Origin of the sequence: Rhodococcus sp. HNM0569 (genome assembly GCF_012726205.1) — a bacterium.
Taxonomy (GTDB): Bacteria; Actinomycetota; Actinomycetes; order Mycobacteriales; family Mycobacteriaceae; genus Rhodococcus_F.
Genome location: NZ_JAASAE010000011.1, coordinates 1 through 14,438, shown reverse-complemented (window position 1 = coordinate 14,438; position 14,438 = coordinate 1). Strand labels below are relative to the sequence as shown.

Below are 14,438 nucleotides of genomic sequence, written 5' to 3'. Positions count from 1 at the left end.
GGCGGACCGGTCAGTCGGCGCCCGTGCGTGCGGTGATCTGCACCGCCCTCCCCGACCGCAGTTCGACGACGGTGTCGGCGCCGGCCGTCTCGTGCGGGTCGTGCGTCGCGACCACCACGGTGGCGCCGCGCCCGGCTTCACCGCGCGTGACGGCCTCCGCCGCGTCGCGCGCGTCGGCGTCGAGTCCGGTGGTGGGCTCGTCGAGCAGCAGCAGATCGGCACGGCGGACGAGTGCCTGCGCGAGCAGCGTGCGCTGACGTTGACCGCCCGACAGGTCGCCGAGTCGCCGCGACGCGAGGTCGGCGATGCCGAGGACGGTCATGGCGCGCAGGCAGTCGTCACGGTCGTGCCGCGAGGGCCTGCGCCACAAGCCGAGCCGAGGCCACAGCCCCATCTCGACGGTCGTCCGCACGTCGAGCGGCACCAGCGCGTCGACCGCGGACTGCTGCGGCACGAAGGCCGTGGTCCGCGGTAGCCCGGCGATGGTGCCGGAGGTGCACGGCACGAGACCGGCGAGTGCATGAAGCAGCGTCGACTTGCCGGAGCCGTTGTGCCCCGTGAGTGCCGTGACGGTGCCGGGACGCAAGGTGAGGTCGACGCCGCGCAGTGCCTGCTCGCCCCCGTAGGACACCACACAGTCGGTCATGACAATCATGTTCATCTACGCTAGCACGGTGGATATCCTGCTCGACCCCTTCACCGTGTCCTTCGTCCGGCGCGCCCTCGTGGCCGGTCTGCTCGTCTCCGTACTGTGCGCACTCGTCGGCGTCTGGGTCGTACTGCGCGGCATGGCGTTCCTGAGCGAAGCCGTGTCCCACGGAATGCTCCCCGGCGTCGCGATCGCGTACCTCACGGGCGCGAACCTGTTCGTCGGCGCGGCCGCGAGCGCGGGCCTCATGGTGCTCGGCGTCGCGTGGGTCGCGCGGCGCACGGCACTGACCGAGGACACCGGCATCGGCCTGTTGTTCGTGGGCATGCTCGCACTCGGAGTCGTGATCGTCTCGCGTGCACAGTCTTTCGCGGTCGACCTCACGTCGTTCCTGTTCGGCGACGTACTGTCGGCGTCGACGGGCGACTTGACATGGCTCGCCTGCGCGGCGGTCGTCGCACTCGTCGTATCCGTGGCCGCCCACCGTCCGTTCACCGCGCTCGTCGTCGACGAACGCGCGGCGCACGTGATGGGCCTGCGTCCACGCCTCGCGCACGTCACACTCCTCGCCCTCGTGGTGCTGGCAGTGGTCGCGTCGTTCCGCATCGTGGGCACCCTGCTGGTGTTCGGCCTGCTCGTCGCGCCGTCGGCGACAGCGCTGCTGTTGCGGCGGTCGATCCCCGCATCCATCGCGTTCGCGACGCTCGCCGGGTGGAGCGCGACCGTCCTCGGACTGCTCGTGTCGTGGCACGCGAGCACCGCGGCGGGCGCGACGATCGCCGGCATCGCGGTGCTGCAGTTCTTCGCGGTACTGCTCGCCACCCGCGTGGCGCGCAGCAGACGCAGCAGCGACCACCCAGTCGTCCCGTCCGGCCCGCCCTCCGCTACATTCACTTGATAATGGTTTTCATTATCTAGAGAGGCGGCCCATGCACACCACGACCCCGGCACGACCTGCTCCCACCGTCGCCCCGGCGGCGATGCTCACGGCGATGATCACCACCGCGCTGGTGGCGGCGGCCTGCACCACCGACACCGGGGGCGAGACCACCGCCTCCACTCCGGCGGGCAGCGACCTCGCGGTCGGCGCCGGGGCCACCGAGGTGGACGGCCCGCAGCCACGACTCGCCGTGACCGACGCGCACAGCGGCACCGTCGCCGTCCTCGACCTCACGTCGGGCGAAGAACTCGAGAGCCTCACCTTCGACAACCCCACGAAGGTCACGATGGTCGACGACCGGTACGCGTTCGCGATCGACGGCCCCGGCGGGCACGCTCACGTCGTCGATCTGGGCACGTGGACCGTCGATCACGGCGACCACACGCACTCGTATGTCGCCGAACCCGGCGAGATCGGCACTCTCGACGGCGCCAAGCCCGCGCACGTCGTGCCCGGCGACGGCAAGGTCGCCGTGTTCTTCGACGGCGACGGCGCCGCCCAGGTCGTCGACGTCGCAGCACTGGACGACGGTGAAGTGCGCACCACCACGGTGCACGCGGACGGGCCGCACCACGGCGTGATCGCCCCGGTGTCCGGACATTTCGTCACGTCCCGCCCGAGCGGGACGCCCGACGACACCCACCCCGGCAGCTTCGAACTACGGGATGCGGCAGGAACCCCGGTGTCCGCCTTCGACGACGCGTGCCCACGGATGCACGGCGAAGCAGTGTTCGACGACCACATGCTCGGAGCGTGCGACGACGGAGTGTTCGTGGCGCACGTGGGCGCGGACGGTTGGACATCGGAGAAGATCGCCTACCCGGACGGCATCACCACGGCGTCGCGGCCCACCACCTTCCGTGAGCAGCCCGGTGTACCGACGGTCGTCGCGACGGCGGGGCCTGCCGCGACCAACGACGGTGTGCTCGTGCTCGATTCGACGACGCGGCAGTGGCAGCACATCCACACGCCCGACCGTGCGCTCGCCGCGCACCTGTCCGGCGACGGACGCATCGTCTTCGCCGTCCTCGCCGACGGCACCTTCCGCACGTACGATGCGGCTACCGGCGCAGAGACCGCGGCGGCACCAGTGCTCGCCGAACCGTACGACTGGAGCGACACGTCGGCCGTGCCGCCGGTGATCGCGGTCGCGGGCAAGCGTGCCTACGTGTCGGACCCCGCGTCGCACGTCGTGCACGAGATCGATTTCGCCGACAACGCACGCATCGCACGCACTCTCGACGTCGGTACGGCGGTGTCGTCGCTCGGCGTCGCGGGCCTGTGACGCCGCCGCGCACATGGGCGGCCGTGCTGTGCACCGTCTTCGCGGTAGCACTGTGCAGCGCGTGCTCGCCTGCCGGAGGCTCCGACCGCCCCCTCGTGATCGCGACGACGAACATCGTCGGTGATCTCGTGCGGAATGTCGTCGGTGACACCGCCGAGGTGCGAGTCCTGATGCCCCGCAATGCCGATCCGCATTCCTTCGAGATCTCCGCATCCGACGCCGCACAGGTCGAGCGAGCGGATCTCGTGGTAGCCAACGGGCTCGGCCTCGAGGAGGGTCTCGGGAACACCGTCGACGCCGCACGTGACGAGGGCGTCCCGGTCGTCGAGCTGGCGCCTGCCGTCGACCCGATCCCGTTCGCGGCGGGCGCCTCTGCGGGAGCACAGGATCCGCACTTCTGGACGGATCCCGACCGTGTCTCGCGTGCGGTCGACCTGATCCGGGATGCGGTCGTCGCGGACGTGGTGGCCGGGCCCGACGAGACAGCGGCCGAGTCCGGCGATGCGGCGGTGGTCCGTGCGAACGCCGAGGGCTACCGCGCGCGACTCGTGGAATTGACCACATTCATGCAGGACCGGTTCGACGCGCTCGAGCCCGGCTCCCGCCGGCTCGTGACCAACCACCACGTGTTCGGTTATCTCGCACAGCGGTTCGGCTTCGACGTGGTGGGCGCGGTCGTGCCGAGCGGCACGACCCTCGCGTCCCCGAGCGCGTCGGACCTGTCGGACCTTGCGACGACGATCCGTGACACCGGCGTGCGCGCGATCTTCGTCGACTCGTCGCGGCCGGACCAACTCGCGCGGGCACTCGCGTCGGAGGCAGGCACCCCGGTCACCGTGACCGCCCTGCACACCGAATCGCTCGGCGACGAGGGATCCGATGCGGGCACCTACCTCGACATGATGCGGACCAACGCCGAGCTCATCGCCACCGGGCTCGGCTCGTGAACGGGCGGACTCGACAGGGGGCTGCGACACCGAAGCGGCGGGATCCGGGGGGACACGATGACACAGGCAGGGCGCGAACGCACCACGGTCGACACGCTGATCGCCGGATCGGTGGTGATCGAACGGTCCGAGGGCAGGATCAGCACCCTTCCAGGGTCCGACGACGGCACCCGCGTCACGATCGAGCGGATCGGTCCGCGAACCAGCAAGTGCCCCCTCGGGACTCGCGACTCCGCTGCTGTTTCCGCGTCCGTGAGCGGTCGCCCTCTGACACTGGCGATCGGTCGCGGACGGCTGTCGAAGCGCAGTTTCGGCGTCGTGGCCGAGTTCGACGGCCGAGGAGCTTCTCGTCGGTTACGCCCTCGCGGCCGCATTCGGCACCGGCGCACTGTCGTTGACGACCATCGTCATGGGCGCCGTTTCGTCGGTGATGCCCGGCTGAGCACTTCCGTTCGCGGAACGCACTCGGCCGCCCCCGGAGATCAGGGGCGGCCGAGTGTGTCGGGGGCCGTCAGGACTTGGCTTCGGCGGCGCGCAGATCCTTGCGCAGGATCTTGCCTGCCGACGACTTCGGCACGACGTCGATGAACTCGACGCGACGGACCTTCTTGTGCGGCGACACACGCTCGGCGACGAACGCGATGACCGCGTCCGCGTCCAGGTCCGCGCCTTCCTGCTTGACGACGAACGCCTTCGGCACCTCCTCGCCTTCGTCGTCGAGGACTCCGATGACCGCGGCGTCGGCGATCTGCGGGTGCGTGAGCAGCAGCGCCTCGAGCTCGGCCGGCGGAACCTGGTAGCCCTTGTACTTGATGAGCTCCTTCATGCGGTCGACGATGGTGACATTGCCGCGGCCGTCGACCGTCGCGATGTCGCCCGTGTGCAGGAAGCCCTCGCCGTCGAGCGTCGCGGCCGTCGCGTCCGGGTTCTCGAGGTAGCCCGTCATGACATTGGGGCCCTTGCACCACAGCTCACCCGGCGCGCTCACCGCGTCGCTGCCCAGCGCCGGGTAGTCCACTTCTTCGCCGGTCGCGGGATCGACGAGCTTGCACTCCATGTTCGCGATCGTCGGGCCACACGAATCGAGCGGAGATTCGTTGTCGTCGAACGGGATCGCGTGACTGACCGGGCTCATCTCGGACATGCCGTAGCCCTGCTTGACGGCGACACCGAGACGCGCGGCGACGGCGTGTCCGAGTTCCGCGTCGAGCGGCGCCGCACCCGAGAAGATGGTGTGGATGCTCGACGTGTCGTACTGGTCGACGAGCGGGTGCTTCGCGAGCGCGACCGCGACGGGCGGCGCGATGAAGATGTAGGTGCACTTGAACTCGGCGACGATCCGCAGGAACTCCGGCAGATCGAACTTCGGCATCGTGACGAGCGCCGCGCGGTTGTAGAGCGCAGCGTTGAGCAGCACCGTCATGCCGTAGATGTGGAAGAACGGCAGGATCGCGAGGATCGTGTCGTCGCGCGTGATGCCCATGCGCGGCGTGATCTGGCAGACGTTCGCGACCAGGTTGCGGTGTGTGAGCATCACACCTTTGGGCCGGCCCGTGGTGCCCGACGAGTACGGCAGCACGGCGAGGTGAGTCGCGGGATCGAACGACACGTCGGGGGCGGGGGCGCCCTCGGCCAGCAGGTCGCGCAGCGACGGATGCCCCTCGGCGCCGTCGAGCACGATCACGTTCTCGGCCGCGATGCCCACCTGTTCGGCGGCGGCGCGGGCCTGCGGCAGCAACGGCGACACCGTGAACAGCGCCTTCGCCTTCGAGTCGGCGAGCTGCTTCGCGATGTCCTCCGCGGTGTACAGGGCGTTGACGGTGGTGGCGGTGGCGCCCGAGCGCAGGATGCCGTGGAACACCGACGCGAACGCGGGCACATTGGGCGAGTGCAGACCGACGACGTCGCCGACGCCGATGTCACGCGCCGCGAGCGCGCCTGCCACGCCGTCGACCTGTGCGACGAGCTCGCCGTACGTGATGCCCGACCCGGAGCCGCCGTCGGTGAGGGCAGGACGCGACCTTTCCGCGTCGTCCAGGCTGCCGAAGAGGAAGTCGTACACGCTGACATTCGGGATGTCGACGTCGGGGAAGGGGCTCTTGAAACTCACGGGATCTCTCCTCGGCGGTGATACGGGCGACGTCGCCCGGTAGGTGTGACGTACGCCAAGATATATCAATCCGCAGCGCGTCGACGTGCCCGGACGTCCCTACTACTCGCCCCGTTGGTCCCCGGTCTCGATGAGGTGCTCGAATGCCTTCAGGTTCGCGAGCGATTCGCCGCGCGACACCCGCCAGTCCCACTCGCGACGGATCGATCCGGCGAAGCCGAGTTCGAGGATCGTGTTGAAGTCGCCGTCCGCGGCCTCGAGTACTTGACCGAGCACGCGATCGAGTTCGTCACCCGTGAACGTGTCGCCGGAGAACCGGCCGACCAGGTAGATGTCGCCGATCTTGTCGAGCGTGTACGCGACGCCGTAGAGCCGCCGGTTGCGGCGCAGCAGGTATCGGTAGACGCCTTCGAAGTTCTCGTCCGGCTTGCGACACACGAACGCCTCGACGCGCACGCCGTGGTGACCGAGAGTGAGCAGCGTGGTGGTCTCGAGCTTGCGCTCGCCGGGCAGCTTGACCACGAACTGGTGCGGCGCCGGACGCGTGAAGGCGACCTCCCGGTCGCGCAACGCCGCCTCGATCGTGCCGCCGAGTTCCGTCATACCCGAACACCTCCGATCCGGCGCAACCGGCCGAGTCCGCGGGGGCGCCGTGGCGCGAAAGACTCTCCGGTGGTGCGCAATTCACGATGATCCGTGGTGGCCCTCGCATAGCTCGCGAGCAGCCCCTGTGCGGTCCGCGCCCACGAGAAACCCTCCGCGTGCCGCGCTGCGGCGGCGCCGAGCCGCTCGACCGCCGCGGGATCGTCGACGAGCGAACCGAGCGCACGCGCCCAGTCGTCGATGCGGTGACTGTCGACGAGCAGGCCCGTCTCGCCGTCGCGCACGGCGACCCCGAGGCCGCCCACGTCGGCGGCGACCACGGGGGTGCCGCAGGCCTGCGCCTCGATCGCGACGAGGCCGAAGGATTCCGAGTAGCTCGGTACCGCGACGACGTCCGACGCGCGGTAGACGTCGGCGAGCCGGTCGGGGGTCTGCGGTGGCAGGAAGGTGACGCGGCCCGAGATCCCGAGCGACCGCGCGAGGTCGATCAGCGAATCGGGACGCGCGAGACCCGAGCCCGACGGTCCGCCGACCACGAGCACCCGCAGACGCGACGACGGGTCGTTCGCGACGAGCGCCGCGGCCGCCCGAAGCAACACGTCCGGGGCCTTGAGCGGCTGGATGCGGCCGACGAAGGTGACCACGAACTCGTCCGGTGCGACCCCGATCGCGCGCCGGGAGGCGTCGCGATCGCCCGGCGCGTACCGGTGCAGGTCGGCGCCCGGTGCGACGACGTCGACGCGCGACGGGTCGGCGCCGTACAGCCCGACGAGCTGGCGTGATTCCTCGTCGGTGTTGGCGACGAGGCGGTCGGCCTCGGCGACCACCTGCTGTTCGCCGATCACGCGGGCAGCGGGTTCGGGGGTGTCACCCTCGGCGAGGGAGGCGTTCTTGACCGCGGCGAGGGTGTGCGCGGTGTGCACGAGCGGCACATTCCACCGGTCCCGCGCGAGCCAGCCCACCTGTCCGGACAGCCAGTAGTGCGAGTGCACGAGGTCGTAGTAGCCGGGGGCGTGCCGGGCTTCCTCGCGCAGCACGCCCGCGACGAACGCGCACAACTGCGTCGGCAGGTCGCGCTTGTCGAGGCCCTCGAATGGACCCGCGACGACATTGCGTACCAGCACGCCCGGCGCGGCCTCGACGACCGGTTCGTCGGACGACGCGGTGGCGCGGGTGAAGATCTCGACCTCGACACCGCGGAGCGCGAGTTCCTTCGCGGTCTGCAGCACGTAGACGTTCATGCCGCCTGCGTCGCCGGTGCCCGGCTGCGCGAGCGGCGACGTGTGCACCGACACGAGCGCGACCCGCCGTGGGATCGCGGCGTTCTCCGGGTCCGGGTTGTGCATCGGCGTCACCCTTCCATACTGCCTCACGTCGGCCGCCGCGCCGTTCGCGGGCGCGTGCGGCCTCGGCTACCGCGCACCGGCGGCGTCCGCGCAGGTCACTCGTGCGAGGACGCGACCGCCCGCTCGGCTGTGGGCAGCGTGTCGGCCCACTCGTTCAGCTCACGCACGAACCGTTCGGGGTCCTCGACGAAGGGCGCGTGCTCTGCGCCCTCCCACAACGACACGGTCGAGCGGGGTGCGAGTGCGCCCACGTGCTCGCCCGCGCGCACGTCGACCACCGTGTCCGCGGTGCCGTGCACGACGAGCACCGGCACGTCGAGCGCGCGCAGGACGTCGTCGTGACCCGCCTCGCGCGCGAACAGTGCGGCCCGCACGCGTGGCGGCGTCGACAGGCTCGCCCCGAACAGCGCCTGCGACTGCGCGCCCTTGCCCGCGGGCGGACCGGTGAGGGCCGTGCCGAACGCCGACAGCGCCGTGATCGCCTCGCCCGGCTTCTCGGACATCGCTCCGGGAATCGCGGCGCGCATCGCCGAACCGACCCGGCCGCCCTCCTGACCGCGGCCGATGCTCGTGATGGCCCCGACGAGGCCGATGCCGCCGATCCGCTCGGTGCCGTACACCGACAGATAGTCGGCGACGACGAGACCGCCGTAGGACCACCCGACGAGCACCGCGTCCGACGTGACCGACTCGGCGTCGAGCACCGCGTTCAGGTCGCCGGCCCATACCTCGGGGTCGTCGTAGCCGGTGTCCGGTGCGCCCGAGTAGCCGTGGCCGCGCAGGTCGACCGCGATCACGCGGTAGCGGGAGGCGAGCTGCGCGACGACACCGTCCCAGCAACGCAGCGACTGTGCCCAGCCGTGCAGCAGGACGAGTGGCCGGGCGGCGGCCGCGCCGGTCACGGTGTAGGCGAGCCCGGTGCCGTCGCTCGCGGTGGTTTCACGAAGAGCCATGCGGTCACGATAGCGGCGGCCGCGACGAACACCAGGGCGACCGCATAGGCGGCGGTCGTGCCGGACCGGTCGATCATCTGGCCCGCCAGAGCCGAGCCCGCGGACACGCCGACCCCGACGCCCGCGACCGTCCACGTGATGCCTTCGGTGAGCGATACGACGGGCACGGTGCGCTCGACGAGGGCGGTCGTGACGATGATCGTGGGCGAGATCGTGGCGCCCGCGAGCATGTACGCGACCGCGAGCAGCGGCACGGAATCGACCAGCAGCAAGGGCACGAGCAGCACCGTGCCCGCCGCGACGCTCACGAACAACTGCGTCCGTAGCGGCGTGACCAGCCGCGTCGCCCCGAAGACGAGGCCCGACGCGCCCGACGCCGCCGCGAACAGCGCGAGCACGATCGTCGCCGAACCCGCGGAGTCGCGCTCGGACGTGAACGCGATCGCCGTGACGTCGATCGTTCCGAACACGGTGCCGAGCGCGACCATCACGAACACCGGGCCCCACATCGCGGGCATCCGCATCACGGTGCCCGCGCGCTCGTTCTCGCGCAGGTGCAGCGGCGGTTCGGTGCCGCGCTGCACGACGAGTGCGGCGGTCCCGGCGACGAGGAACACGAGGCCCGCGAGCGGCCCGGCCTCCGGCACGACACCCACCGACAGGCCGACCGCGAGCACCGGGCCCAGCACGAAGCACAGTTCGTCGACGACCGACTCGAATGCGAAGGCGGTGTGCAGCCGCCGATCACCCCGGTAGAGCTCGGTCCACCGCGCCCGCACCATCGCGCCGATCGTCGGCATGAAGCCCGACGGCACCGCGCACACGAACAGCACCCATGCGGGGGCATCGAGGCGTACCGCGACGAGCATCGCGGCGATCGCGGCGGCCGCGATCCCGGACGCGACCGGCAGCACCCGGAACTGCCCGTAGCGATCGACCGCGCGTGACACGACCGGCGTGAGCAGTGCGTTCGACAGCGCGAGCGTCGCGGCCAGCGCACCCGCGAGACCGTAGCTGCCCCGCAACTGCGAGATCATCGTGACGGTGCCGATGCCGACCATCGCGATGGGCAGCCGCGCCACGAACCCCGCCGCCGAGAAGGCGGCACTTCCCTTGGCCGAGAATATCTCCCGGTACGCACCGATCACCGGTGACTCCTCGGCCGACGGCCGCCTTCCAGCATGATGCTCCTCGCACGTCCCACGGCGCCTACTCGTACGCCCACGGTGGTGGCAGCATATGCGGCATGAGCGTGCTCGTATGTTTCCACGCCCACCCCGACGACGAGGTGTTCACCACCGGTGGGGTGATGCGCCTCGCCGCCGACGCGGGCCATCGCGTCGTGCTCGTGACGGCGACCGACGGCGCACTGGGCGAGGTACCCGACGGACTGCTCGCCGACGGCGAGGCGCTCGCCGACCGGCGGCGCCGTGAACTCGAGGCGTCGGCCGACGTGCTCGGCGCACATCGCGTCGTGATGCTGCCGTACGCCGATTCGGGAATGGCCGGGGCGCCGACGAACTCGGCACCACGCGCATTCGCCGGCGCCGATGTCGCGTCGGCCGCGGCACGGCTCGCCGAGGTGCTGCGCGACGAACGCGCCGACGTCGTGACCGTGTACGACCCGCACGGCGGCTACGGGCACCCCGACCACGTGCAGGTGCACCGGGTGGGAGTGCACGCAGCCGATCTCGCGGGCGTCGAGCACGTCTACGAGGCGACCACCAACCGCGACCACGTGCGCACCATGATGAGCGCGATGTCCGAGCGCGCGGGGGCAGACGGCGCGGCCGCCGAGGCCGGCCGCATGCCCGATCTGGACACCTTCGGCCTCCCGGACGCCGACATCACCACGGCGATCGACGTGTCCTCGGTCATCGCCGCGAAACGTGCCGCGATGCGCATGCACGCGTCGCAGATCGGCGACTTCGGTCCGTTCCTCGAGTTGCCCGACGACATGCTCGTGGCCGCCTTCGGCACCGAATGGTTCCGCCGCCGTGGCACACCGCCGGGGCAACGCGAGACGATGCTGCCCCTGTAGCGACCGTCTACGCCGCCGTGGTGCGGCGGATCGCGCCGACGGGATCGGCGAACAGCGTGCTCAGCGACACGACGGTGGACGCGTACTCCTGAACGCGATTGCCGAACCCGGTGACGCGCACGTCCTTGCGGCCGAGCCGCGAGGCCTGAGCGAACGCCGACGCCACGTGCGGCAGCCCGCGTTCGTACTCGGTGAACGCCTGGCCGCCGAGGATGACTCGGTCGGGGTTGAACAGGTCGCGCAGCGTCGCGACGGTGCGGCCGAGCACCCGGGCACGCTCGACGAGCAGCTCGTGCGCGTCCTCGGACCCGTCGAGGGCCGCCTTCACGACGGCAGCGACGGTGGGCCGACCATCTTGCGGCACGATACCCTTCGCCACGGCGGCGTCGATGATCGCGCGATCGCTCACGGTGGCTTCGAGGCAGCCGACGGCGCCGCACGAGCACTGCGCCGACGAGCCGGTCGGGAAGTGCGCGATCGACCCTGGTCCGGTCGACGGCGTGTGCACGCGGCCGTCGATGGTGATCGCGATACCCGCCATCTCGCGTGCGTAGAAGTACATCCCGGTTTCGCCCGCAACCGGCTCGGCCACCTCGGATTCCTCCGAGTCGTGATGCGCCAGCAGCAGTTCCGATGCGGCCATGGCCTCGACGTGCGCGGCGACCGAGACCGGAAGACCCAGACCGGCGCCGATGATCTGCCCGACCTGCGCTCCGGTCCAGCCGAGCCGGGGGTGATCGACGACGCCCGTCGCGGCGTCGACGCGGCCGCCGATCGCGACGCCCGCCCAGAGTGGGGTACGTCGATGCCAGCGTCCGGCGAAAGCACGCGCGCTCCGCGCGACGGAGGTGAGCGCCTCGTCGGAATGCGTACGCGGAGTGGGAATCTCGACGGCGCCCAGCACGCGCCCCCGCAGATCGCTCGCGATGATGCTCGTCACCACCGCACCGACGTGGATACCGACGGTGGCGAACCGCTCGTGATCGACGTCGAACGGCACGCGCGGGCGGCCGACAGCACCCGACGGGGTGAGATCGCCGCGTTCACGCAGCACACCGACGTCGAGCAGCGCGGAGACCTGGCGGTTGACCGTCGCAATGCTCAGCCCGGTGGCCTTCGCGACGACGTCACGCGTGAGCGGGCCGCGCGTACGCACCGCACGGAAGACCGCGGCGGCAGGACTCTCGCCGATCTCGAGCGACGGCGGCACCACGACGGCACGCGGCCGGGCGGCACGCAGCCGGGGGGATGCTCCCGCAGCACGGCGCGCGGCCGGGGCGGTACGGACCGGAGCAGGCAGGGTGGGGACAGACATGGGTGTCCTTAGCAGTCGAGGCGGGGCACCGGTGACCACGTCCATGCCGGTTCCGCAGCGCAGAACCCGGAGAACGACGATGGTGACCGGCAGCTGTCAGAAGTGAGAGCCGCGACAGGGACAACAGAGTTCGCGCGCAAGGGGCAGCCGTGAACCGAGCGCGGACGTCACATACGTGACGCGCAGTTCGGAAGGCCGGCGCGAGGACATGGCTACGAAGATAGCAGCAAAATCCCGCGGTGCCATCCCGACGGCCCACGTCACACCGGGAATGCCCCGCCGGGCCGGTGAGCGGCACGTTCGAATCGGCGCGAGGCAAACCCTTCCTGCGCACCGGCCGCGGTGGTTCGGTCGAATGCGTCTCCGCTCCTGCGGCATCTCCCCCTTCCGGAAAGGCATCGACATGTCCGCTCCTGCACACGCCGTCGACTCCACTGTCACCGTCGAACCCGCCGCGCCCGCCGTCGTCAAGCTCGGTGCGCACATCGGTGCCCGCATCGACGGCGTTCGGCTCGGCGGCGATCTCGACGCCCGCACCGTGCGCACGATCGCCGACGCCCTGCTCGACCACAAGGTGATCTTCTTCCGCGGCCAGCACCATCTCACCGACGACGAGCAGTACGCCTTCGCCGAGCTCCTCGGCTCGCCGACGACCCCGCACCCGACCGTGAAGTCCTACGGCGACCGGGTGCTGCCGATCGACTCCGAATACGGCAAGGCCAACAGCTGGCACACCGACGTCACCTTCGTCGACCGCATCCCGAAGGCGTCCATCCTGCGGGCCGTCGACCTGCCGGAGTACGGCGGAACCACGACCTGGGCCTCCGGCGTGGCCGCGTATGCATCGCTGCCCGCGCCGCTCAAGGCCCTCGCCGACGACCTGTGGGCCGTCCACACCAATGTGTACGACTACGCGGCCACGAGCGTCGAGCGGCTGCGGGAGGTCAAGTCCTCGACCGCCGACTACCGCGCCGAGTTCGAGTCGTCGTACTTCGAGACCGAACATCCCGTGGTGCGGGTGCATCCGGAAACCGGTGAACGCACTCTCCTGCTCGGGCACTTCGTCAAGCGGCTCGTCGGACTCAGCAGCGAACAGTCCCACGCGATCTTCAAGGTGCTTCAGGACCACGCGATTTCGCTCGAGTACACCACGCGATGGAACTGGGCCCCCGGCGACGTCGCGATCTGGGACAACCGCGCGACTCAGCACTACGCGATCGCCGACTACGACGACCGGTACCGGCGTCTGCACCGCATCACCCTCGCGGGCGACGTCCCGGTGGACGTGCACGGCAACCGCAGCCGGGTCGTGGCGGGCGACGCCACCGAATACTCGGTGCTCGACGAACCGGTGCTGCGCGCCGCGGGAGGCGAGTGACTCTTCCGCACGACGATCCGCCACCGCATTACGATCTGCTGATGACGATTTCTCCGGACACCCCCGTCGCCGTCGTCACCGGTGCCAGCTCGGGCATCGGTGAAGCCACCGCCCGCACCCTCGCCTCGCAGGGCTTCCACGTCGTCGTCGGTGCGCGGCGCCTCGATCGGCTCGAGACGCTCGCCGGCGAGATCGGTGGCACCGCGCTCGCCCTCGACGTCACCGACGACGACTCGGTCGCGGCATTCACCGCGGTCCTGCCGCGCGTCGACGTACTCGTCAACAACGCGGGCGGCGCAAAGGGTCTCGCGCCCGTCGCAGACGCCGACTTCGACGACTGGCGCTGGATGTGGGAGACCAACGTGCTCGGCACATTGCGTGTCACCAAGGCGCTGCTGCCCAAGCTCGTCGCGTCGGGCGACGGGCTGATCGTCACGATCACGTCGATAGCGGCATTCGAGCACTACGACAACGGGTCCGGCTACACGTCCGCGAAGCACGCGGAGGCCGTGCTGCACCGCACGCTGCGCGGCGAACTGCTCGGTCAGCCGGTGCGGCTCACCGAGATCGCGCCCGGCGCAGTCGAGACGGAGTTCTCGCTCGTGCGTTTCGACGGCGACGAGGCACGGGCCGCGAAGGTCTACGAGGGCATCACACCGCTCGTGGCGCAGGACGTCGCGGACGTCGTCGGCTTCGTCGCGTCACGCCCGTCGCACGTCAACCTCGACCAGATCGTGCTCAAGCCGCGCGATCAGGCGTCGGGAAGCCGCTTCCACCGCAGCTGACCCCCCACCCACCCCGTGAGCACTTTGCGAGTCCAGAGACTCTGTGCTGTCTACGTAGATGTGAGACACGGGTGTCTACGTAGATG

13 protein-coding genes are annotated in these 14,438 nt (G+C 70.5%); 6 read left to right on the top strand and 7 right to left on the bottom strand.

The features are described from left to right. Positions 1-10: 10 nt before the first annotated feature. Positions 11-646, bottom strand: coding sequence for a zinc ABC transporter ATP-binding protein AztA (gene aztA, locus HCA44_RS15055; protein WP_240945560.1), 636 nt, complete (start codon positions 644-646; stop codon positions 11-13). Positions 647-674: 28 nt separating this feature from the next. Here aztA and aztB point away from each other — a divergent pair, with 28 nt between their 5' ends. The 3 genes from aztB to aztC are packed head-to-tail and all read left to right on the top strand — an operon-like array spanning position 675 to position 3,821. After that, a complete protein-coding gene (gene aztB, locus HCA44_RS15050) occupies positions 675-1,547 on the top strand; it encodes a zinc ABC transporter permease AztB (protein ID WP_169649798.1) in 873 nt (290 codons plus the stop codon). Between the two features lie 31 nt (positions 1,548-1,578). Then, complete coding sequence (locus tag HCA44_RS15045; RefSeq protein ID WP_240945559.1) at positions 1,579-2,874, top strand: ABC transporter; 1,296 nt, start codon at positions 1,579-1,581, stop codon at positions 2,872-2,874. Between the two features lie 50 nt (positions 2,875-2,924). Further along, positions 2,925-3,821, top strand: coding sequence for a zinc ABC transporter substrate-binding protein AztC (gene aztC / locus HCA44_RS15040; protein ID WP_240945562.1), 897 nt, complete (start codon positions 2,925-2,927; stop codon positions 3,819-3,821). Between the two features lie 511 nt (positions 3,822-4,332). Here aztC and HCA44_RS15035 read toward each other — a convergent pair. From HCA44_RS15035 to HCA44_RS15015, 5 genes are all read right to left on the bottom strand, one after another. Beyond that, entirely contained in the window at positions 4,333-5,931 is a 1,599-nt protein-coding gene (locus tag HCA44_RS15035) for an AMP-binding protein (RefSeq protein WP_169649794.1), read from the bottom strand. A gap of 102 nt (positions 5,932-6,033) precedes the next feature. Beyond that, the gene (locus tag HCA44_RS15030) at positions 6,034-6,534 is read right to left on the bottom strand and encodes a YbjN domain-containing protein (RefSeq protein ID WP_169649792.1); all 501 of its coding nucleotides are present in this window, start codon (positions 6,532-6,534) and stop codon (positions 6,034-6,036) included. Further along, entirely contained in the window at positions 6,531-7,880 is a 1,350-nt protein-coding gene (mshA, locus tag HCA44_RS15025; protein ID WP_169649790.1) for a D-inositol-3-phosphate glycosyltransferase, read from the bottom strand. The genes HCA44_RS15030 and mshA overlap by 4 nt, the downstream gene beginning before the upstream one ends. A gap of 95 nt (positions 7,881-7,975) precedes the next feature. Continuing rightward, positions 7,976-8,833 carry an alpha/beta hydrolase gene (locus tag HCA44_RS15020; RefSeq protein WP_169649788.1) on the bottom strand — a complete coding sequence of 286 codons (858 nt, stop codon included), beginning with the start codon at positions 8,831-8,833 and terminating at the stop codon, positions 7,976-7,978. Next, entirely contained in the window at positions 8,779-9,981 is a 1,203-nt protein-coding gene (locus HCA44_RS15015) for an MFS transporter (RefSeq protein ID WP_169649786.1), read from the bottom strand. Before HCA44_RS15015 ends, HCA44_RS15020 begins: the two co-directional genes overlap by 55 nt. Positions 9,982-10,079: 98 nt before the next feature. Here HCA44_RS15015 and HCA44_RS15010 point away from each other — a divergent pair, with 98 nt between their 5' ends. Further along, entirely contained in the window at positions 10,080-10,874 is a 795-nt protein-coding gene (locus tag HCA44_RS15010) for a PIG-L family deacetylase (protein ID WP_169649784.1), read from the top strand. Positions 10,875-10,881: 7 nt separating this feature from the next. Here HCA44_RS15010 and HCA44_RS15005 read toward each other — a convergent pair whose 3' ends face one another. Then, the gene (locus HCA44_RS15005) at positions 10,882-12,189 is read right to left on the bottom strand and encodes an ROK family transcriptional regulator (protein WP_169649782.1); all 1,308 of its coding nucleotides are present in this window, start codon (positions 12,187-12,189) and stop codon (positions 10,882-10,884) included. 403 nt (positions 12,190-12,592) lie between these two features. On the opposite strand from HCA44_RS15005, the gene HCA44_RS15000 reads away from it, so the two are divergent. Beyond that, positions 12,593-13,567 carry a TauD/TfdA family dioxygenase gene (locus tag HCA44_RS15000; protein ID WP_169649780.1) on the top strand — a complete coding sequence of 325 codons (975 nt, stop codon included), beginning with the start codon at positions 12,593-12,595 and terminating at the stop codon, positions 13,565-13,567. 41 nt (positions 13,568-13,608) lie between these two features. Further along, the gene (locus HCA44_RS14995) at positions 13,609-14,352 is read left to right on the top strand and encodes an SDR family oxidoreductase (RefSeq protein WP_169649778.1); all 744 of its coding nucleotides are present in this window, start codon (positions 13,609-13,611) and stop codon (positions 14,350-14,352) included. The last annotated feature ends 86 nt before the right edge of the window (positions 14,353-14,438 follow it).